Annotated in this window: 16 protein-coding genes; 10 read left to right on the top strand and 6 right to left on the bottom strand. The window is 56.7% G+C overall.

The window, feature by feature from the left end:
* Positions 1 to 3 precede the first annotated feature (3 nt).
* Positions 4 to 1029 carry a hypothetical protein gene (locus OPIT5_23395; GenBank protein AHF92714.1) on the top strand — a complete coding sequence of 342 codons (1026 nt, stop codon included), beginning with the start codon at positions 4 to 6 and terminating at the stop codon, positions 1027 to 1029.
* Positions 1030 to 1058: 29 nt separating this feature from the next.
* Here OPIT5_23395 and OPIT5_23390 read toward each other — a convergent pair whose 3' ends face one another.
* From OPIT5_23390 to OPIT5_23365, 6 genes are all read right to left on the bottom strand, one after another.
* A complete protein-coding gene (locus OPIT5_23390) occupies positions 1059 to 1790 on the bottom strand; it encodes a hypothetical protein (protein AHF94685.1) in 732 nt (243 codons plus the stop codon).
* Positions 1791 to 2091: 301 nt separating this feature from the next.
* The gene (locus OPIT5_23385; GenBank protein ID AHF94684.1) at positions 2092 to 3993 is read right to left on the bottom strand and encodes a hypothetical protein; all 1902 of its coding nucleotides are present in this window, start codon (positions 3991 to 3993) and stop codon (positions 2092 to 2094) included.
* Positions 3994 to 4221: 228 nt separating this feature from the next.
* Positions 4222 to 4911, bottom strand: a complete 690-nt coding sequence (locus OPIT5_23380) for an N-terminal cleavage protein (GenBank protein ID AHF92713.1) — start codon at positions 4909 to 4911, stop codon at positions 4222 to 4224.
* Positions 4912 to 4924: 13 nt separating this feature from the next.
* Complete coding sequence (locus OPIT5_23375; GenBank protein ID AHF94683.1) at positions 4925 to 5572, bottom strand: hypothetical protein; 648 nt, start codon at positions 5570 to 5572, stop codon at positions 4925 to 4927.
* Positions 5573 to 5576: 4 nt separating this feature from the next.
* Complete coding sequence (locus tag OPIT5_23370; GenBank protein AHF92712.1) at positions 5577 to 8897, bottom strand: hypothetical protein; 3321 nt, start codon at positions 8895 to 8897, stop codon at positions 5577 to 5579.
* 280 nt (positions 8898 to 9177) lie between these two features.
* The gene (locus OPIT5_23365; protein ID AHF92711.1) at positions 9178 to 10023 is read right to left on the bottom strand and encodes a glycosyltransferase family 1; all 846 of its coding nucleotides are present in this window, start codon (positions 10021 to 10023) and stop codon (positions 9178 to 9180) included.
* Positions 10024 to 10320: 297 nt separating this feature from the next.
* Between OPIT5_23365 and OPIT5_23360 the strand changes: the two genes are divergently transcribed.
* The 9 genes from OPIT5_23360 to OPIT5_23320 all read left to right on the top strand — a co-directional run bounded on the left by OPIT5_23360 (position 10321) and on the right by OPIT5_23320 (position 20275).
* Entirely contained in the window at positions 10321 to 11157 is an 837-nt protein-coding gene (locus OPIT5_23360) for a DeoR family transcriptional regulator (protein ID AHF92710.1), read from the top strand.
* Positions 11158 to 11238: 81 nt separating this feature from the next.
* Positions 11239 to 12030, top strand: coding sequence for a DeoR family transcriptional regulator (locus OPIT5_23355; protein AHF92709.1), 792 nt, complete (start codon positions 11239 to 11241; stop codon positions 12028 to 12030).
* 177 nt (positions 12031 to 12207) lie between these two features.
* A complete protein-coding gene (locus OPIT5_23350; protein AHF92708.1) occupies positions 12208 to 13167 on the top strand; it encodes a carbohydrate kinase in 960 nt (319 codons plus the stop codon).
* Positions 13168 to 13203: 36 nt separating this feature from the next.
* Positions 13204 to 14034: a myo-inositol catabolism protein LolB gene (locus tag OPIT5_23345; GenBank protein AHF92707.1), complete on the top strand. Its 831-nt coding sequence runs from the start codon at positions 13204 to 13206 to the stop codon at positions 14032 to 14034.
* 55 nt (positions 14035 to 14089) lie between these two features.
* Positions 14090 to 15592, top strand: a complete 1503-nt coding sequence (locus tag OPIT5_23340; GenBank protein AHF92706.1) for a carbohydrate kinase — start codon at positions 14090 to 14092, stop codon at positions 15590 to 15592.
* Between the two features lie 118 nt (positions 15593 to 15710).
* The gene (locus OPIT5_23335; GenBank protein AHF92705.1) at positions 15711 to 17150 is read left to right on the top strand and encodes an alkylglycerone-phosphate synthase; all 1440 of its coding nucleotides are present in this window, start codon (positions 15711 to 15713) and stop codon (positions 17148 to 17150) included.
* Positions 17151 to 17190: 40 nt separating this feature from the next.
* Complete coding sequence (locus OPIT5_23330; protein AHF94682.1) at positions 17191 to 18270, top strand: hypothetical protein; 1080 nt, start codon at positions 17191 to 17193, stop codon at positions 18268 to 18270.
* 48 nt (positions 18271 to 18318) lie between these two features.
* Positions 18319 to 19143, top strand: a complete 825-nt coding sequence (locus tag OPIT5_23325) for a fructose-bisphosphate aldolase (GenBank protein ID AHF92704.1) — start codon at positions 18319 to 18321, stop codon at positions 19141 to 19143.
* 43 nt (positions 19144 to 19186) lie between these two features.
* Complete coding sequence (locus tag OPIT5_23320; protein ID AHF94681.1) at positions 19187 to 20275, top strand: hypothetical protein; 1089 nt, start codon at positions 19187 to 19189, stop codon at positions 20273 to 20275.
* Positions 20276 to 20350 lie beyond the last annotated feature (75 nt).

Raw genomic sequence — 20350 nt, 5'->3', positions numbered from 1 at the left:
CCCATGAAAACATTCGCCTCCCTCCCCAATGATGAACGCCGCTCCGTGTTTCTTGCCGCCTCGGAGCAACTCGGATTGCCCGCCGTAATCGTGGAAAAAGATTTTTGGGTTTGCTGGTTGCTCGGACATATCTTTGCCACGCCCGAACTCGGCGACCACTGCGTATTCAAAGGAGGCACTTCACTCTCAAAAGTTTTCGAAGTCATTTTTAGATTTTCCGAAGATATTGACCTCGGTCTCAGCCCGGCGTCGCTGGGCTGGAACGAGGCGGAGCTTGATGAGGCACCGTCCAACACCGCCCGCGCCAAGCGGGTAAAAAAGATCGAAGCAGACTGCGCGCAAGCCGTGCGCGAACGCTGGCAGACGCAATTGGAGACGATTGCCCAATCCATCCTTGGCAGGCCGGCCACTGGCAATGCCTGGTTGGTTTATACGGACGATGATCCGTCCCACTCTCCGATTCTTCGTTTTTACTATCCGGGCGTTACCCCGGCCGGCACGGGATACATCGAGCGGGCAGTCAAAATAGAATTCGGATCGCTTACCGACCAGCGTCCCATAGGGAAACATCCGATCTCTCCATTGATCGCTTCGCTCGCTCCGGATGCGTTTGCCGATTTTCGGGCCGAAGTGGTGGCGCTGGAGATCGAGCGCACGTTTTGGGAAAAGGCCACGATCCTGCACGCCGAATACCACCGCCCCGCCGGGCAGCCGATGAAAGACCGCTACGCCCGGCACTACGCCGATCTCGCGGCGCTCTGGTTGCACCCTGCCGGACGAGCGGCAGCGAATCGTCTCGACCTGCTGGAACGCGTGCGCCTGCACAAAAGCCGTTTCTTCGCGTCGTCGTGGAGCAACTACGCGACCGCCGCTCCCGGCTCGTTCCGCCTCCTCCCGCCCGACTCCCGCCTCCCGGAATTGCGCCGCGACTACGTGGCGATGGAACCGATGTTCCTGAAAACGCCCCTCGGTTTTGACGAACTGATTGCCACGCTACGTGAGGCGGAAAATATTTTGAATGGAAGGTAAAAATATTCCTCTCTGCCTCCGCCAGCCATTCAGCGTTGCCGGGCAAAATGCCGCGGCGAGCATCCCATCCATTTCCTGAATATCCGGGAAAAGTAGCTTTGGTCCTGAATGCCGACGGCGTAGCCGACTTCGGATACACGATACTCTCCGCTGGTCAGGTAGCGCGAAGCCTTCAGGATTCGCTGGCGGATGTGATACTGGTGCGGCGACATCCCCGTGCTGGCCTTGAAACGACGCGCAAAGTTGTTGGCGCTCATTCGCGCCTCCGCCGCCATCTCGGATAGCGGGATTTCCGAATCCAGTCTGCGTTCGATGAGCTTTTCGATGCGCTCGAAGACGGCCGGAGGCAGCCCCGCAGTGCTCGCCGATGATTTGCCCTGCACTTCCTTCAAAACACGCAGGAAGTGAACGACGAGAATCGTGCCGAGGGCTTTTCGATATTCCTCGTCTGCTTTGGTCCTGGGTTTTCGTAGTTCTGAAAATGCCCGGAGCCATTGGGGGACCAGGATGTCGTGACGTTCCACCTTGTTCAGATCGAGAAGCATCGACTCCGAAATTGTCCGACCGGTGACCTCACGGGCGAACCGGGGATTCACATAAAAAACCGTTCGCTGGGCGGCGTGCTGCCAGCGAACCTCATGGAGCACCAGTGCTCCCAAAACCCAAACGTGAGGCCCGACGATTTCCTCCTGCCGTTCTTCGCCTTGTTCGATCCAGCGGATTTCGCAGTGCGCTCCTTTTCCCAAAATCAGAACCTGCACCGCATCGTGCCTGTGCCACTCCCAATGCGCAGGCGGCTGCCTGGGATCACAGGAAATACAGATATACTCTCCGATTTGTAATTCACTGTAATAGGGGGCGCTGCACGGTGGATGGACATTGGGGGCAACATTTGAGATGGGTATTTTGGGAGTAACCGTTGAGGGTGACGGTTCACTCATTGTGGCAGATTACATTTCAGATTCGGTTACCAGGGGTTGATGACAGGTCCATGACATGGAGGGGGCAACGAAATCGGGCCAATCAATCCATGGGAGTTTCGGCGGGATGGTGTGAAGCATGTTAAAGTAGGTGAGTGAACAAAAGCACCGTACCCGAGTTGCCGTTAATGTTCAGTAGCACGGAACCATCCTCCGTTTTTGCGCTGGCATCGTATGAGAAACAGTGTTTGAGATGCCATCCGGCCTGAATATCCAGTTTGGCGGTGAGTTTTCCCGGCATGTTATTTACGACTACACAGGCCAGACGAGATCCAGATAGGTAATGCTCCGTCACGGAAAGGTGCGGCTGCGCTACGGGTTTTTTCACGATACGTTCCGCGAGAATGTCGCGGGCGATGTGTGCATAGATTTTCCACGCGCCTCCGGATTCCTCATTCAGGAATGCGCCCGGCGTTTTTGCCATGATTGCTTCCAGCGGGAGGCCCAGCAGCCAGACCGTTCCTCGTCCGTAACGGGCCTTGAAAAACACAGGGGAACCGCCGTCGGTGAAACTGCCGATGACCGAGGTTCCTGCTCCCTTCGCCTTCATTCGGTAAGAAAACCCAAGGGGCAGGTCTAGCTTGAGCGCATCGTTGTCTAGTTGGAATTCGAGCGTGGCCCGGACTGATTCACCGCAACGAGTTTCCACTTCGGCGGAGAACAAATCCGACAATCCCGGCAGATAAACGTCATCGGAGGATAGATATAGCGAAGCCCCCTCGCGCACCGCTTTTTTCAAGGCGTCGAGCCTTTCCACCGGCAGCCCGCCCTTTCCCTTGGCGGAAGGAATCAGATAGAGTGCGGCCTGTTTCAACGGCTTGCTCGCTTGCTGAAACTCCAGATCGAATCCGGCCTGTTTTGCCAAAATATACGCGCCCGTCGCCACCATGCCTTGCGACTGGCGGTGGTCGCCAAGGATGCAAACTGCTTTTCGTTTCAGCGGGGACAGGGACTTGAAGGGAAGTTTGTCCAGAAACCGCCTGAACCTTCCCAGTTCACGCCCGCCGCCAAGGGCCTTGCGGTTTTGGTCCATGATGCCGTGTTCCGGGCCGGGCGTTTCCCAGTTATAGGGGGCGATGGTCAGGTGCGACTGGTCGAACCCGCACCACCACAACAGCCCGCGGCAATCATCCGCCCAGAGGTTCCAGAGATTGTTGCGCATGTAGGCGGCGAAGCGCTCGTCGTTCGCTATCATGGGCCGCCATGCCAATCCCATCTCTTCCATGAAAGCGGGTTTGCCGCTGATGTCCGTCGCAAGACGGACTTCCACGGTCGGGGCAAGCGTCTGTTTGATCGTATCGCAGGGATCGCTTCCGACAAATCCCCATTGCATGTAGGAATGGGAGGTCAGGATGTCGCAATGCTCCGCTTGGGATTGCACAGGCCATGTTTCTTTTGAGAAGACCGAATCATCCAGATGACGTGCCAGCATTCCGGATACGATGGGGTGCGAATCATCGCACAGGCGGATGGCATCGGAAATATAGGCCATCCAGCACCAGGCATCTTCACGGCTTGGCGTCTGCCACATGTCACATTCATTGCCGAAATCCCAGGCGACGATAGCGGAATGATGCTTCATCCTGCTCACAAAATATTGAACGAACCGCCGTTCCCACATCAAGGCGACGGGATGCGTAAGAGGGCTTAGTCCCGCCAGTCCCGGCGGCATGTAAAGCCGGTATGTCATCTGCCCGGTCAGCAGGGCGACGATGAGTTCGATCCGATGTCTGGCGGCGAGATCGGCCAATCGTTCGAAACGTTGCATCATGACCTCGCTGACGCCGGCCCTTCCCGCGTCTGTATCCGGCAAAGGATTTTCTCCGAACCGGAACTCACCGGTCGGGGTGCCGTCTCCGAGGTAAAGGCGAGTGATGGGCTGAAAATCCGGCCAGAGGGGGAAAATACGCAAAACGGTAGCGCCGCTTTGCGTGAGAGCCTTGAAGTCGAGGTCCACCTGTTTTTCGTCCCACTTGGACCACATCTCCGTGGCCGTCTGTGACTGCCAATAGTTGACCCCGGTGATAAATTTTCCTTCGGGAAGAAAATCCCAATGAAATTTTCTAGAATACTGACGAGACTGGGTAAGCGAATGTTTTTGAGACATGATGTGCACGGGAAAAGTGAGAGGTCTCCATTGGCTGGATAAGGAGAGCGTATTTTTTAATTATGGTTTGGTTTCTGAGGGAAAAAATTCAAAGGAATTGGTGGGTTATTTGTCATATTGGGGATCACCGTTGAGGAAATAAGTCATTTCGTCGCTGGGTGCATAGTGAGGTGTGTCGCGCCGGGCATCGGCGTAGAGGAGAGTGCTGACTTTTCTGAGTGTCACGGAACCGGAAATACTGAGGACGTTGACTTTCCCCGAGTGAGGTTTCGGAATTTTTTTGAGATAATTCTGCCAGCCTGCAATCGCGCTCGTATCAAGCCAGCCCGCGCCGGAGCATGTCGCGAGAATCTGGCGGGATGGGCTTGTAATGGAGGAGGCAGGGCGTCCGGAAATAAAAGCATTGAGGCCATACATCCAACCATCCTCCGAACAACTGAACATCGTGATCTTGTCCGAGTTGCTCATACCGGGCGGGGTATTGAAATAGGCGAAAAGATCGTAGTGGCCATACCAGCCGGTGCCATTGGCGTCCCATGCCGTCCGGGGAAATTTGCCGTTGTTCTCGTTGGCGTAGAGTTGGGTGGCGACGCTATATTGGCGAATGGTGGCGACGCATTTGGCGGTGCGGGCAGATTTTCGCACGCGGGCAGTCACCGGTATCAGGATGCCGGCAAGGATTCCAATAATGACGATGACAGTCAGAAGTTCAACAAGCGTGAATGCTGAGGCATGGGAGGGTTTGCTTGAGCGATGCAACAGTCTTGAGGATGGGGGAAGTGGGCGGGCATGCATGGCGAAAATTTGCCTACTGGATTTTCAGGTTGTCGTAGATGCCGTTCCAAGGGTTTCCGCCCCACTTAAACATGCCCCAAGTGAAGTGGGTGTCCGGGTCTTTGAGTCGGGTGGCGGTTGTGGTCGCACGCGTGACAATTTTATCGTCGATGGAGAGGACGATTTGATCGGCGGCTTTGGTCAGATCCCATTCGAGGGCAATTCGATTCCAGCTCCCAAATGTGAGTGGGTGATCGGCTGCAACAAGATTGATGTCCTTGGCGTCAGTGAGTTTTAGCGTGACCCGCAAAAGGGGTCTGTCTTGCGTAGCAAAGATGAGGATACTGCCAGCGTCAAAGGCAGCGTTGTAATGCTGCGAACCTTGGTATGGATGGAAATCGAATTCAATTTTCCCTGCTACCGGAGAAATGATGGGAACCGGCGTTGCCGCTTTATCGGATTTTGCTGTGTTATGAGTGTTTTGATACGTCAGTCGCCCGCCTCCTTCGAGAAGAGCGGCGCGCCCATCGCGTCCGCTTTCGGTTAGCTTGGCCTGCCAGGCATTGGAGGGAGACTGTCCGGTGTTGGCGGTGAATTTATTTTCAAAGGTCACGCTCCACTCCGCAGCATGGCTCAGTGTGGTGGCAGCAAGGATAAGTGTTGATATGCTTATTTTCTTCATGGGGCTAGGGGGTTTTAGCATTGAGGATGACATCGATTTTGCCTCCGTGAGGGAGCGCGATGCGGTGATAGTTTCCTGAAGACTGAACGCAGGAGGGCGTCTGTTCCTGGCCATTGAGCCGGATGATGGCCGGAGGCGCAGGGGAGTGGATTTCAAGTGGGAAGGGGGTCTCGTTTTCCAACTCAAGAGAAAGTTGGCGGGCAGCGTGATCATACAGGGCGTTGACAAATCGTGAGGGTTCCCAGCCGACAAGGTGAACTGAAGTGGCGTGTGCCGTATAGGCGCCAAACATGCCGGCAGTCTCAGAAGGAGGAGCGTCGCGTTTGATGTGTTTGAGCCACGTTTCGAGGTCGTTTTTCAACTCGTCCGCCGGCCAGTCGGGCAACCAGGCGCGGTTGGCGATGTGGGCGGCGCTGCGCACTTGGTTGAAGGGCATCTGACGCCAATCGCTGAAGTATTTGTCCATCAGATCACGCTGGAATCCGGTAAAGAAATCGGGGCTGAGAGTGTTGATGTAGAAATCATACATCTCGGGCATTTCACCGGTCCATGTCAGGCACATGGCGACATGATCGAGGCCGGTGCCGTTTTTGGTGGATGCGCGCTCAATGGCGGGGCCATCTTCGGCAAAACCGACTCCGTAGAGTCGAGGGTGCTTGTTCTCTGGATCAAGGTAACGGGGAAAATTGAAACGCAGGGCGGTCGCCGCGGCAATTTTGGCGCGAAGGTAGGCGATGCGGGCGGCGTCTTCCGTGCGTCCGATGACGCGAGCCATGCGTTCCATGGCCGCGACACCTGCGTAGGCGATGGTATCCATGTCGATGGAACCGTATTTGACGGCTTCGCGGGAGGTGGTCCCGGGGATGGCCCAGTCATTGAGGACTTCAAAAATGCGCAACGTGTCCATGATGCGCGGCCAGAATCGGCGAACCATGTCCCAGTCGCCGGAATAGAGGGCGTAGAGGTAAAGCGAATACGCGGCCTGGCCGACGTTGGAGTTGGGGTCGCCGAACATGACGGGGCGGGTGGACATGTCGATCCATCCACGCATGACGTAGGGTTCACCGGTGAACAGTTCTTTGCGAAAGAGCCAGGATGAGGGCGCATACATGCGTTCCAGGTTGGGACGCGCCATGGCGAGTGTGGCTTGGAGGGCTTCGGGTTTGTAGTAACTGCCACCGAGAAGGGATTGGGTCCATTTGTGATAGTAGGCGGAGACCCAAGGATGGTTGGTGGGGCGGGCGGCGGGAGATGCCATTTGGGTAAGGATTTCCTTCTCCATCGCTTGATAGGTGTCAGCAAATTCTCCGCGCCGTGGCCATGCGGCATGTCGGGCGGGAATGAGGGGGAGTGTATAATCGAGGGTGTTTCCTGAAACCCAGCGGAATGGGCCGATTGGGGTATTGATTTTGGTGGCAGTGGGTTCACCGAAGGGGATGCCGCGCCAGTTTACCGAATCACGAGCCCAACTGAATATGGGGGGAATCGGAGCATAGTCGGACGATTGCCAGGCGAGGATTCCCCAGCGTTCATAGCGGAATTCGTTGTGGATACGCACGGTATCATTTTCGACGATATAGTGCTCCTGGCACTCCACGGGATAAGCGCGCAACATGCGGGCCAGTTGCCTGGCCTGAGTGGATACATCGCTTGGGTTCCAGCCTTCATTGAAAAGACCATGAAAAGCGGTGCTGAGACCCCAACGAGCAGGCGGGAGGCGAAGACCTGTTTGTGTCCATCGAATCGGAGCTTGGGTGTCGGCGGTGAGGAGGAGTCCGACTGCCTTGTCTCCCCAGAATGTGGGTTTGCCATCGCTGATGCCCCAGATGGCGACGATCCAGGGTTCGCGGAGATTGTGGATTGTCTGGGGTTTGGTGAGGAGCCCCTGGCTGGTCAAAATGGCGGAAGGACCGATGGTGACTTTGCCGGACTTGGTGGCGTTAGGGACCATGAAGCGGGCTTCCTCTTCGTCGGGCGCGCCGCTGCGGACGGGGAGACTGCCGCCACCGCGGGAACTGAGAGTCAACGTCTTGGGGGTATCGATGAGAAAACCGGGGGCGAGCAGACCGGTGATGATGCGGGCGGAAACGCCTTCCTTGCCGCGGCGTTCGAGAGTCATGGTCACCCAGTTGGCGTCGACTTTTTCGCGCTCGGGATTCCATGCGCTGCGTTTGACGCGCCAGAGTTCTCCGGTGCTGTCGGTGGCGTCGCTCTCGAAGCCTTCGATGTCGAAGTCAAAATCCTGGCGACGATGCAGGCTGTCTCCATTGGCTGTGTAAGCGCGAAACCAGTTGCCACTGACAACTTCGTTGAGGAGACCGTTGTAGGTGGAGTTGCTGAACCGTCCGGCGGCGCGGAAACTGTGGCCTTCCGTCCAGGTCTTGCCGTCGATCTGGCGGGTGGGAAAGGCGAGCGGGGGGAGACCTTCCCATTGATCTTCACTGGTGGGAGGCTGGACCGGTTCGAGGGCTTCAAGACGAACCGGGATGTGGCCACTCCGGCCGCTGAGAACAAAGGTTTCGAGGTGGCGGGGACGAATGTCGTACCCATAGTTCTCGGCGGGCTTAAGAGTGTCGAGCGAGACGGTGTAGGTGTGCTTGCCTGCCTGGAGCGAGAGGGAGGGAAGGTCGAAACGCATTTGGGCGAGCGTAAGCCATGCGTTGGCGGTGGTGGCGACAGGAGTTTCAATGGTGAGCCGGAAGTCGCGCTGGTGGTCTTGAAGGGGGTTTTCAAGAAGGCTCCAGGTGCTGACTCCAAAGAGGGCTTCGCCGATGCCGGAAAAACCACCCCAGGGGTGGATGCGTTTGGCGTCGTTGTAGAGATCGAGGACTTGAACTTCGAGTTGGGTGAGAGTGCGGTTGAGTGAGATGGACTGGATCTTGCCCGGTGCGTTTTGGAGTGTGACTTCGAGGGTGTCCTTGTCGTCGATGCGAAGTTTGAGTTTTTGGGGAAGCGCCCAGTCGCCCCAGCCACCTTGCACAAAGGCCAGCTGGCGAATTTCGCGGGGATTTTTGAAGGTCAGCGTGGTGGTGCTGCCTTTGAGGTTTTTGAAGAGTGTGCAGGTGGCAGGTTTCCCGTCGAGCAGGCCGGTTGTTGTTTTTTCGGGATCGGTTTCTTTCTGTCCGGGTTCGGATGTCTTGATGGAGGCGATCTCCGAATCCTGCCACGCAACCCAGCGACGCGGCGGATCGTATTCCGCATTAAGGGGTGGCAGATCTGCCTCAATCTCGCCAGCGGTCGCAAGCAAGGAAAATACGGTGGCAAAAGTTGATGCTACCGGGAATAAAACCCGGCAGATGCATTGTGGGAAGAGGCTTGGAGGCATGATAAACGGGAGGCTAAACGAATCAGGCTAAAATATTACTCTGTTACTTTAGGGCACTTTGAATAATTAAGTCATAACTCATTATTTTTAAATGACTTAAGAGCTCATCAAATATCGAGCCGACTCCATCTTAATTCTTTTAAAATCAAATAATTACGATTTTATTTTCGGCTTCCACTCAACAAAGTAATACTAACCAGCAGTGAGCGGAACACTCAGTAGAAGTCGAAGGGAGAGAAAGTGGGAATCCGTTTGAAAAGAACGCTAAGGGACAGCGCCGTCACATACAACGGTAGCGGTGGCCCGCAAGCATTAGAACTGCCGCAGCCACCCCGATTAGCATGGCGGCCGTCGCGGGTTCAGGAATGGGAGTGCCACTGTAAATTTCGAAGTTCTGCAGATAGCCGATAAATGGGCGGTTTTTGGCCTGATTGTTACCCAAATACGTATATCCGCCGCTTACAAATGATCCCACGAGCCCCGTATAGGTACTTGAGACGGCCGTCTGGGAAACGCCGTTAATGAATAGGGATATATGGTCGTCCTTGCTCGTCTTCGAATTATCGATGGTCAGCGTGTAGTTATTCCATGATAACAGATCGTCCAGCAGAAAATGCGCCCCAATCCACCCAGTGGACGTGCGGTGAACAACACGGAGAAGGATATTCCCCGATTCTTTTCGAAGATAAACCGAAACTCCCCCCGTTACATCCTCTTGAAACCCCGTCTGAAGCAGCACACGCTGACCGCTGTCACCCTCAGTACTCAGATCAGCCGGATTGGCTTTCATATACCAGTCGAACGTAAGTGCGGTATAGCTTGAGAAGTTGATCTCTCTGGCAGCGCCGTTCTGCGTGCCGTTGAAATAGGCGCTGACAGTAGTGGGTGCCGCGCCGCTATATTCCGTGGTTGATTGGCTTACTGCAGATTGCTCGCTTAGGTGTCGGTTATTGCCACTCACATCTTTGAACAGCCGCGTAGGATCGTTGAAGTCATACAGGGCGATGGTTTCGAGTTTCTGGGCAAACGCCGGATTAACGCAGGCTACCATGACGGCGGTGGAGATGCACCAAAATGGCAACAATGAAGGAGGTGAAAAGGAGGTGAACCGGGAGTTGGATTTCATGGGTATTGAGGATAGTTTGAAGATTTCATTTACGTCGTGGTCATTTTTGAGAATCCGGAAAACACGTCAATGATAATTTTGAGAAATTATGAGAAAACAAGATGCCATTCTCTCACAAAGAGATAAGCAGTTTCATTGCCTGAGACCTGGATTGGATTTGGCATTCGCCCAGCAGCGTCCTGTATCTGGTGGCAAGTGTGTCCATGCCATGGAATCTTTTGGATAAGTCTTATTTAAATAGCTTATAGTAAATAGGATGGATAATCCAAGTGACCGCTGTTTTACAATTTATGATGGATGTTGCGACAAAGCCACCAACTCACCAGCCTCACGCCAAGTATGAGCATTTCGTCAGTCACCAAACCCAGCCAGTTACGCAGAAAGGAGATCCTCAAGTTGCTCGGAGAACGCGAGCACTGCACCATTGTCGAGTTAACGGAGCGGTTCGGGGTGTCTGTGCCGACCATCTATCGGGATGTCGATGCGCTGGTTAAAACCCAGCAGGCCAGCAAAACTCATGGTGGAATCAAATTTCGGCCCGGTTCTGCCGCCAAACAACAGCCAGCTACCGACAATTTCGAGATTCGTTTACACCGGCAACTCAAGGCAAAAAAGGAAATAGCACGCAAGGCACTGGCCTTGCTGGAGGAGGATGACGTGGTGTTTTTCGACTCCTCTACAACGGTTCTGCATCTGGCGCGCGAGGTGACTGGGCTGAGACAAAAGCGTTTGACCGTCATCACCAACTCCGGACCGGTCATCAACGAATTCCCCTCTTTTCCTCCATCCATCACGTTGATCCAGATTGGTGGTATCTACCATGCCCAATTGCACTCGTTCCTCGGAGGAATCGCCATGCAAACCGTCGAGGCATTGCGCATCAACAAGGTCTTCTTTTCGGCAGTGGGCTTTACTGCCAGTGGAGCGTTCACGTTCCACGAAGACCATGCCGCCTTTCTCAAGCGCCTGATGGAACGCTGCAAGGGGGTTTTTCTCGCCGACAGTTCCAAATTCGGTCGCGAGGCTTTGTTCAAAATTTGCGAGTGGAGGGACATCGACACCTTTGTCGGCGACAGCAGCCTGCCATCCCAGGCATTAGAGTTCATCAAAAAATCAGTCTCGACGGTTCTGTAGCTCCAGGCGATTTCTCATTTTTCAGGCCTGCCACTTACCAAGATTGCAAAAATATGAGAAGTTCTCAGCATGTGGGCAAACGTGAACATTTCAACAGGCAACAAACCCAGTCAGGTGCGCAGGCGAGAGATTCTCGAACTGCTCAGGAAGCGCGAGCACTGCACTATCGCCGAACTGAAGAAACAATTCGGTGTTTCCATCCCGACGATCCATCGGGACATTGACGAACTGGCGGAAGCACGCCTGGTCAGTAAAATCCATGGTGGAGTGGAATACCTCGCACCGCTGTCGCCCGAGTCGTCTGCTACTTACGGATTCGAGGATCGCATGAATCGCCAGTCGGAGGCGAAGCAGGAGATCGCCCGCAAGGCAGTGGTCCTGATCGAGGAAGACGATGTGGTGTTTCTTGACTCGTCCACAACGGCGCTCCACCTGGCCCGGGAGGTGGCCCGGAGCAAGTCGGGACGGCTGACGCTCATCACCAATTCCTGCTCCATCATCGGTGAATTCCCCTCATTCCCCCCGTCGATGACCCTGATCAGCATTGGCGGCACCTATCACGGGCAGTTACATTCGTTCTTGGGAGGGATCGCGGTGAAAACCGTCGAATCGCTAAGGATCAACAAGGTGTTTTTCTCGGCCGTGGGCGTCAGCGCCAACGGCGTTTTTACTTTTCATGAAGATCACGCAGCATTTCTTGCCCGGCAGATCAGCCGCTGTGCCCCTGTTCTTCTGGCGGACAGCTCTAAATTCGGACGCGAGGCTTTGTTCCGCGTCTGCGAATTACCCCAGCTAAATGCGATGGTAAGCGACCAGAAACCGCCGAAGGACATTTTGCAGGCATTGAGAAATACCACCGTAAAAATTCTTTAAATGTTAATATATAAATAATTACGATTTCATTGAAGATTTCGGCTTTATTCATGTCTCAAATTTTCTCAATTTTCTCATAATTTATCATTGACCGTGAGCAAAAGATGAAATGTCTGGAGGGCATCTTCCCTGTTTCGCGGGAAGCCTTGACCTGTTTCCGACCAACCACCTCCTTTCATGCCCACGACAATCACTGACATCCTTGGCATCGGCTATTGCGGCTGGGACATGCTTTGCGTGGTTCCTCGCATTCCAGTCGATGACAAGGTGGAGATCAGGGAATATACGGCTCAAGGCGGAGGGCCCGCCGCAACCGCTATCGTCGCGGCAGCACGTCTTGGGCTGCGCACGGCCTTTATGGGCGTAACCGGCGACGATGTAGAGGGGCAACGCATCAGAGATGAATTTGCGCACGAGAAAGTTGATACGCGTACGCTCGTTCGTCGGGGCGGGGTACGATCGGCGGTCGGCTTTTCCTGGATCGACGCCGGATCGGGCCGGCGCTCCATCGCATGGAGTCACGGCACGGCGGCTCCGCTTGAACCCAACGAAATCGACGAAGGACTGATCGGCTCCGCCCGCGCCCTGCATTGTGACGGTCATCAAACGCGCGCTACGATTCGCGCAGCCGAAATTGCTCGTGAACGTGGCATCCCCGTGCTGCTCGACGCAGGCACGCTGGTCAACGGGATCGAAAAGCTCATGCGCCTGTGCACGGTCATCATCGCCTCCGAAATCTTCGCCAAAAAATTCACCGGGCTGGACGATCCCAAAGAGGCGATCCGGAAGCTGCATGCGATCGCCCCGGTCTGGACCGGCATTACACTTGGTCCCGGTGGTTGCATCGGTTTTGATGGAACCCGCCTCCATCGCGTGCCCGCGTATCCGGTGGCTGTTGTTGATACGACTGGAGCAGGCGATGTCTTCCACGGGGCGTTCGCTGCCTGCTACGTTCGCCAACTCACCGCTCACCCGGATAAAACTCCCGACATGGAACAGTGCCTGCGCTTCGCTACCGTGGCGGCATCGCTAAAATGCCGGGCGCTCGGAGGGCGCACCGGAATCCCTTCATTGGAGGAGGCGCACCACGCTCTCGATGCGTGGCAGCCTGCCGACACCGAACAGTCCGCCGCCTGATTTCTAACCTGCCCAGAGTCCCAACCCGAATCACCTATGAACACCACTCCCTCCCCAATCTCCGCCGTCACCGCCCATCGCATCCGCTGCCTGCCGAAGGAAGGACTGAACCGCATCTTCAGCATCGGCGAACGTGGCATGGACCTGACTGGGTTTTCCCTTCTCAAGCTAGGCAAGGGGCAATCGTGGACGGGGGACTCCGGCGGCAAGGAGATGGTCTTCGTCCTGCTAGGCGGCAAGTGCACGTTTAAGGCTGGCGAGGCCGATTTCGGCGAAATCGGCGGACGCCCCGATGTGTTTTCCGGAAATCCGCACACGGTGTATTGTCCTCCTGGTTACTCGCTTGAAATTGCGGCGACCACCGATGTCGAAATCGCCGTCGGCGAATCGCCTGCGGCGGGTTTTTCAGGAGAGCCCGCGCTTGTCACACCGGACCAAGTCCGAGGAAGCAAAATGGCGCTTGGGAAGGAAAACTACGCCCGCGACGCCATCGTCATGATTGATGACAAATTCCCCTCGCGACACTTTTTCGTAGGCGAAGCCTGGGTGCCTTCGGGTAACTGGGGCAGCTACCCTCCGCATCGTCACGACTTCCACAATCCTCCCGTGGAACTCGACATGGAAGAGGTGTATTTTTTCCGCTTCAACCCGCCGACTGGATTCGGGTTGCAGCAGATTTACAGCGACGACTTTTCAATCGACGCCGCCTACACCGTCCGCGACAACGACACCATTGTCATCCCCGAAGGCTATCACCCGGCGGTCAACGCGCCCGGCTACACGATGTATTTCCTGTGGATCATGACGGGCGATTCACGCGGTTTCAAACGCGTCAACGACCCGGTCCACGAAGCTGCCCTGAAGTAGCCAGTTCCCTCCAACTCGTGCGTCCCTCCTGTATCCAGGCATCAAACAAATGACTCTGCTCGGCATAGATATCGGCACCAGCGGCTGCAAGATCACCGCCATGGATGTTGACGGCCATATCCTCGACGAAGGGTTTTCCGAATACGAAACCGCCCATCCCCGTCCCGGCCATGCGGAGCAAAATCCCGAGGACTGGTGCTCTGCCGTTCGCGACATTCTCGCGGGCATGCGCCAACGCGGCGTTGTTGACTTTCGCACGATCACCGGCATCGCGCTCGATGGCTCCACGCACAACGCCGTGCTGCTCAACAAACGCATGGAAATTGTGCGTCCAACCATCATGTGGACCGATCTCCGGTCCGCTATCGAGGCAGAGGAACTTAACCGCAATCATGGCGATCTCATCTTCCGAACCGCCCTCCAGGTGGCCGCGCCAACCTGGACATTTCCACAGATGCTATGGTTGCAACGCCATGAACCCGAAGTCCTCGGACGGACGGCGCACATGATGTTCGTCAAAGACTACGTGCGCTGGCGGCTCACCGGGCAGTGGTGCACCGATGTGATCGACGCCCAGGGGACGCTCTTTTTTGACATGAGCCGCCTGGACTGGTCGCCCGAGCTTTGCGCGCTGGCCGGCATCCCGGCAAAAATCCTTCCACCACTCGCCAGACCGACCGATGTTGTCGGCAAAATTACGCCAGCCGGAGCAACCGAGTTCGGATTGCCCGCCGGCGTGCCCGTCGTTTGCGGCACGTCGGATGTAGCTGTGGAAGATTACGCGGCGGGCGCACTCGAACCGGGAAGTTGCATCCTCAAGCTGGCCACCGCCGGCAACGTCAACGTAATGACTTCGCGGCCCGTGCCCGACTCCAGGACGCTGACCTACTCGCACGTCATCCCAGGCGTCTGGTTTACCGTGGCCGCCACCAACACGGCGGCACGTGCCCAACGCTGGTTTCGCGACTTGTTTTGCGGCGCCGAACAGGAAACCGCGCGTCGAGAAAACCGCAGCATTTACCAGATCATGGATGATATTGCCGCAGGTTCCAAGCCGGGGGCGGATGGTCTCTTTTTCCACCCCTACCTGCAAGGAGAACGCTCGCCCTACTGGGATCCGAAACTCCGCGCCAGCTTCGTCGGAGCCACCATGCGCCACACCAAGGCCGACTTCATGCGAGCGGTGCTGGAGGGCGTCGTCTATTCGCTTCGCGACTGTTTCCGAACCATCGAACGCCTGGAGCTTCCCGTAAACGACATCCGCCTTATCGGCGGTGGAGCGAAAAGTCCGCTCTGGCGGCAAATCATCGCTGATGTTTTTGGCCGCAAAATTTCCATTCCCAAGAACTGTGACGCCTCCTTCGGATCCGCCCTGCTCGCCGGTGTGGGCACGGGAACCTTCCGGGATGAACGCGAAGCCGTGCGCCAATGCCTGCGCGAAGCTGATCCCGTTGCGCCTGTTCCAGCCAATCAGGACCGCTATGCAAAACTTTTCCCTATGTATCAACGAATTCACGACGCACTCGAAGGCGTTTATCAGGAGATGAACTCTCTGTAGCCATATTTTTCTGTAACCACCGACGGCAATCACGCCGACGACCAACCTGTTTTTCCCGATTGCGCGGGCACACTCTGCACGCGCCGGGGCTTTGCCTTGCAAAAAACAACGCCAATCCATGATTCCACAAAAACAAGATTACCTGTTCGAAATGATTCGCAGCGAGCTGACCTGGGCCGTCGGCGAACAAAACGTGTCCACGGACGATTCCGACAAGCTCGGCCACTCCATCGACTATTACTGGGTTCCCGAGCTCTGGCATGATCGCGGGCGCCAGCCCCGCTGTCCGGATGTCATCGTCACGCCCGAAACGACCGAAGCCGTGGCCAAGGTCCTGAAAATCGCCAACACCTACAAAATCCCCGTCACCCCGTGGGGCGGCGGCTCGGGCTCGCAGGGAGGCGCGTTGCCCGTTTATGGCGGCATCAGCCTGGACACCAAGAAGCTCAATCGCATCATAGAAGTGGATACACAGTCCCTGACCATCACGGCTGAGGCAGGCTGCAATATGCAGCAGCTTGAGTGGACGACGGAAAAGGCCGGTTTCTCCACCATGCACCTGCCCGCCTCCATTGGCTGCGCCACCCTGGGCGGATTCCTGGCGCATCGCGGCACGGGCGTGCTTTCCACGAAATATGGAAAAATCGAGGACATGGTCATGTCGGTCGAAGTTGTCACCCCCGGGGGAGAAATCATCAACACGTTGCCCGTCCCACGCCACGCTTCCGGCCCCGACCTCACCCAGCTTTTTCTCGGCAGCGAAGGCACACTCGGCGTGATGACCCGCGCCACGCTCAAGATTCATCCCATCCCGGAGAGCCGGAAGTTCCATGCGTTTCTCTTCAAGGACATGCACGCGGCGATGATGGCCGGAGCCGAGATCATGACCAGCCGCCTGCGTCCCTGCGTCATCCGCCTCTACGACAATCCGGAAACGGCGAAGGTCATCAAGAAGGTGCTCGGCATCGACCGCGAGGGTTCCTATCTCGTCTTCGGATTCGACGGACCGGAGGACATGGTGGACCTGGAGATGGCTAAGGCTTGCGCCATCTGCCGTAAACAGAATCCCGAAGACCTCGGCACCGAGGCTGGCGAAAACTGGTGGGAAAACCGCTACAAGTTTTTCTATCCGCCCTACATGTTCCAGATGCCCCAAGCCTTCGGCACGCTCGATACCGTGGCGACCTTCGCCAACATCGAAAAGGTTTACTGGGCGATGAAAAACGTGGTGAAGGACCACTTCCCGCAGGCGACCTATATCGGACACTTTTCCCATTGGTATGAATGGGGTTGCATGCTCTACGGGCGCTTCATTCTCGAAAAGCCGCCGCAGGATCCAAACGAAGCAGTGGCCCTCTACAACAAAATATGGGACATGTGCATCCGTGCCGCCATCGCCAATGGCGGCGTCATCAACGAGCACCACGGCGTCGGCCTGAAACTTGGCCGCATGATGCCCGACCTCTACGGCCCGGCCTTCGATGTGCTCAAGCGCATCAAGACCGCCCTTGATCCGCTCGGCATCATGAACCCGGCCAAAATGGGATTCGGCATCTGAACCGGTCCGAATCCACCTCCGGATATCACCTGAAACAATCATGAACATCGACACTCATCTCGACGTAATCAAGGCCTGCCGCTTCTGCTTCATGTGCCGGCACCTGGCCACCACCGCCAACGTAACCTTTCGCGAGGCCGACATCCCGCGCGGCATCGCGCTGCTCCTCGACCGCGTCCGCATGAATCCGACCATGCTGGGTAATCCCGACTTTATCCGAACACTCTACGACAACACGCTCAGCGCCGCCTGCCGCAAGCATTGCGTCAGCCACTACGACGAAGCCGGACTGGTGCTCGCCGCCCGTCGCGACATCGTGGAACAAAACCTCGCGCCCGCTGAAATCCGCTCGCTCGCCGACGAGATTTCCGCCGCCTTTTCTCCGAAGCTGGCCGGCGGGGGCGGACGCCTGCTTTACCTTCGCGTTTCCTCGGAAAAAGACGAGGACGCTCCCGTTGCCGCGGCGTTCGCAACCATCGCCGCCAAGGCAGGCATCGACAAACCCGGCGTGTTGCGGACCAACGACACCGGCAAGGCGCTGTCTGTATTGGGATTTTCAAAACAGGCGGCGGCGCTCGCCACGCGCCTCGCAGCGCTCGTGACGGAATCCGGCTGCGACACCCTTGTCGTTTCCTGTCCGGCTGCATTTGACGCATTGAAAAACGACTACACGGCATGGAGCGTGCCATGGCCGAAAGCTCTTCGCATCCTTCATGCTTCCGTCTGGTTGGCGGAGCTTGCGGAGAAAAAGACGCTGACGCCACGCGCCGATGCCACCGCCGCGCCATCGTGCGCCTACATCGACAGCGATTATCTGCGCAATTACAACGGCATCGACCAAGCCCCGCGCGACCTGCTTCGCGCCTTCGGCTATGCGTCCAAGCCATTTGGCACCAATTCCGAAGAATCCTTCGCGCTGGGTGAAGGCGCGGTGGTCTTCGACCGCATCCGCTCAAATATCACGCGGCTTCTCCGGAAACGCCTAGAAGCGCACATGGACTCGCCGGGGGACGTTATCATCACCGCCAGTCCCTACACCCGCCGAGTCCTTGCCGATGCAACGGATGGCCGGGCCATTCCCGTGTTGTCGATTGAGGAAGCAATCGCCGCACGCATCTGACCATCGCCCCCCTCCCTCTCTTCGATTCCCGACAACCCAACCAATTCCATGCCACTCGTCACATTTGACAAAATCCTCCCGCAGGCGCGGGCCGAGGGCCGCTCGGTTTGCGCCTTCAACATCGTTAACTGCGAGACCGCCAAGGCCGCAATTTCCGCCGCCGAGCAGACCGGCCGCCCGGTCATCCTGCAAATGTATCGCCGCCTGTTCGAGAGCGACCGCGCCCGCTATGTCGCCGCCCTCGTGCGCGACATGGCCGCGCATACGGACGCACTCGTGGCCCTGCATCTCGATCATGGCGCGACGCTCGACCAGGTCAGGATGGCGGCCGACTACGGATTCTCCGCCGCCATGTTTGACGGTTCCACCCTGCCGCTGGAGGAAAACATCCGACAGACGCGCCTCGCCGCCGAGATCGCCCACCGGGCGGGCATTTCGCTGGAAGGCGAAATTGGCCATGTCCCTTACAACCAAGACGACGCCATCCCGTTTCCGACGCCAGAGGAAGTCGTCCGTTTCGCCCGGGAGACCGGCGTGGATGCTCTCGCCGTCGCGGTCGGCACCACGCACGGTTTTTACAAAAAAACGCCGCAAATTCGTCTCGATCTCGCGCGTGCCGTGAGCGAAGCGGTCAAAATCCCGCTCGTCCTGCACGGAGGTTCCGATACACCCGAAGACAAGGTGAAGGCCCTTGTCGCGTGCGGATTCGCCAAGATCAATATCGCGACGGAATTCTTCGCCGCCTTCCTCGCGGAAGTGCGCCGCCAGAGCGACGCGTTGGCGGGCGGCTTCAAGCCGCTCGACCTGTTCCTTGCGCCTGTCGTCGATGCCATGACCAATCTTGCGGTTACCAAGATTCGCATGGTGAGCTAAAGGCGCGGGCAACCGCACCGAAAAACTACGCAGTCAGAAACGCATGAGCATTTCTCCATTCAAGTTCGAAACCAACCGCGTGCGCCGTCTCTATCACGGCGGCAACGGCATCGACCGCATGCGCGGCAAACCCGATGCCGGCGACGGACGCTATCCGGAAGACTGGATAGCCTCCTGCATCGACGCGAACGCCCGCGAATACGTTGCCCCCAACCATGGCGTGAGCACCTGCATCGTCAACGGCAGGGAACGCCTGTTCCCGGAGATCCTCGCGGAGCATGCCGCAGCCTTGCTCGGTCCGGAACATATCCGCCGGCACGGCGTCAACCCCGGCGTGCTCTGCAAGCTGCTCGATTCCGCCGTCCTGCTGCCCATGCAGGTGCATCCGACCAACGAATCCGCCCGTTTGTATTTTAATTCAAATTACGGAAAGTGCGAGGCATGGATTGTTCTCTCCACTCGAATGATCAACGGGGAAAATCCATATCTTCTGCTGGGGTTTAGTGAGTCCCTCGACATGGCTGTGTTTCGAGAAGAATGCCAGGCGGGTGAATTCAAAACAGCGCTTGGCATGTTGCACCGATTCGAGGTCTACCCCGGAGACGTGTTTCTCGTTCACGGAGGCATGCCGCATGCCATTGGCCCCGGCATTACGATGGTCGAGGTCATGGAGCCAACTGACCTGATGATCATTCCCGAGAAAAACTGCTTTGGCGTAACCCTGCCCGACGAAAAGCGTTTTGGTGGACTCGATTTCGAGACCGCCATGCGAATTTTCGACAACACGATTCGTTCCAGGGAGACCACACTGGCACGCTCCTGTCCGAAGCCTGAACTGCTGGAAGAAAACGTATCCGGTTCTCTTTGGCAGATCATCGCACGTGAACGCGAAAAATTTTTTGGAGCACAGCGCCTGCATCTTCATGGTAACTGGTTCTTGAACCTTGATCCCGAAAAAACGGGCGCGCGCACCTTCCGGATCGGAGTCGTCGTCAAGGGCAAGGCAACGCTCCAAAGCGGCGAGACGCGATTTTACCTCACCGCCGGTGAAAGTTTTTTCCTGCCATGGGAAACGGATGAATGCACGCTTTCGGGCGATGCCGAAATCATCGTCATTCTCCCTCCACTGTAACAATATGAACCTTCCCCTGTTCAACCTTTCGCGCGGAAAATGTGCTTCGTTGCCACGGCTTTCCGGTAGGCGAAA

Source organism: Opitutaceae bacterium TAV5 (genome assembly GCA_000242935.3).
GTDB lineage: Bacteria > Verrucomicrobiota > Verrucomicrobiia > Opitutales > Opitutaceae > Geminisphaera.
Note: the sequence above shows the minus strand (reverse complement) of the source record. Positions and strands in the feature narration are given on the sequence as shown.

Coding starts and splice junctions, on each gene's coding strand:
- OPIT5_23350 (AHF92708.1), top strand. CDS start 12,208: ATGCCCACGACAATCACTGACATCCTTGGCATCGGCTATTGCGGCTGG.
- OPIT5_23330 (AHF94682.1), top strand. CDS start 17,191: ATGAACATCGACACTCATCTCGACGTAATCAAGGCCTGCCGCTTCTGC.
- OPIT5_23370 (AHF92712.1), bottom strand. CDS start 8,897: ATGCCTCCAAGCCTCTTCCCACAATGCATCTGCCGGGTTTTATTCCCG.
- OPIT5_23375 (AHF94683.1), bottom strand. CDS start 5,572: ATGAAGAAAATAAGCATATCAACACTTATCCTTGCTGCCACCACACTG.
- OPIT5_23385 (AHF94684.1), bottom strand. CDS start 3,993: ATGTGGTCCAAGTGGGACGAAAAACAGGTGGACCTCGACTTCAAGGCT.
- OPIT5_23360 (AHF92710.1), top strand. CDS start 10,321: ATGTTGCGACAAAGCCACCAACTCACCAGCCTCACGCCAAGTATGAGC.
- OPIT5_23380 (AHF92713.1), bottom strand. CDS start 4,911: ATGCATGCCCGCCCACTTCCCCCATCCTCAAGACTGTTGCATCGCTCA.
- OPIT5_23325 (AHF92704.1), top strand. CDS start 18,319: ATGCCACTCGTCACATTTGACAAAATCCTCCCGCAGGCGCGGGCCGAG.
- OPIT5_23320 (AHF94681.1), top strand. CDS start 19,187: ATGAGCATTTCTCCATTCAAGTTCGAAACCAACCGCGTGCGCCGTCTC.
- OPIT5_23335 (AHF92705.1), top strand. CDS start 15,711: ATGATTCCACAAAAACAAGATTACCTGTTCGAAATGATTCGCAGCGAG.
- OPIT5_23395 (AHF92714.1), top strand. CDS start 4: ATGAAAACATTCGCCTCCCTCCCCAATGATGAACGCCGCTCCGTGTTT.
- OPIT5_23365 (AHF92711.1), bottom strand. CDS start 10,023: ATGAAATCCAACTCCCGGTTCACCTCCTTTTCACCTCCTTCATTGTTG.
- OPIT5_23345 (AHF92707.1), top strand. CDS start 13,204: ATGAACACCACTCCCTCCCCAATCTCCGCCGTCACCGCCCATCGCATC.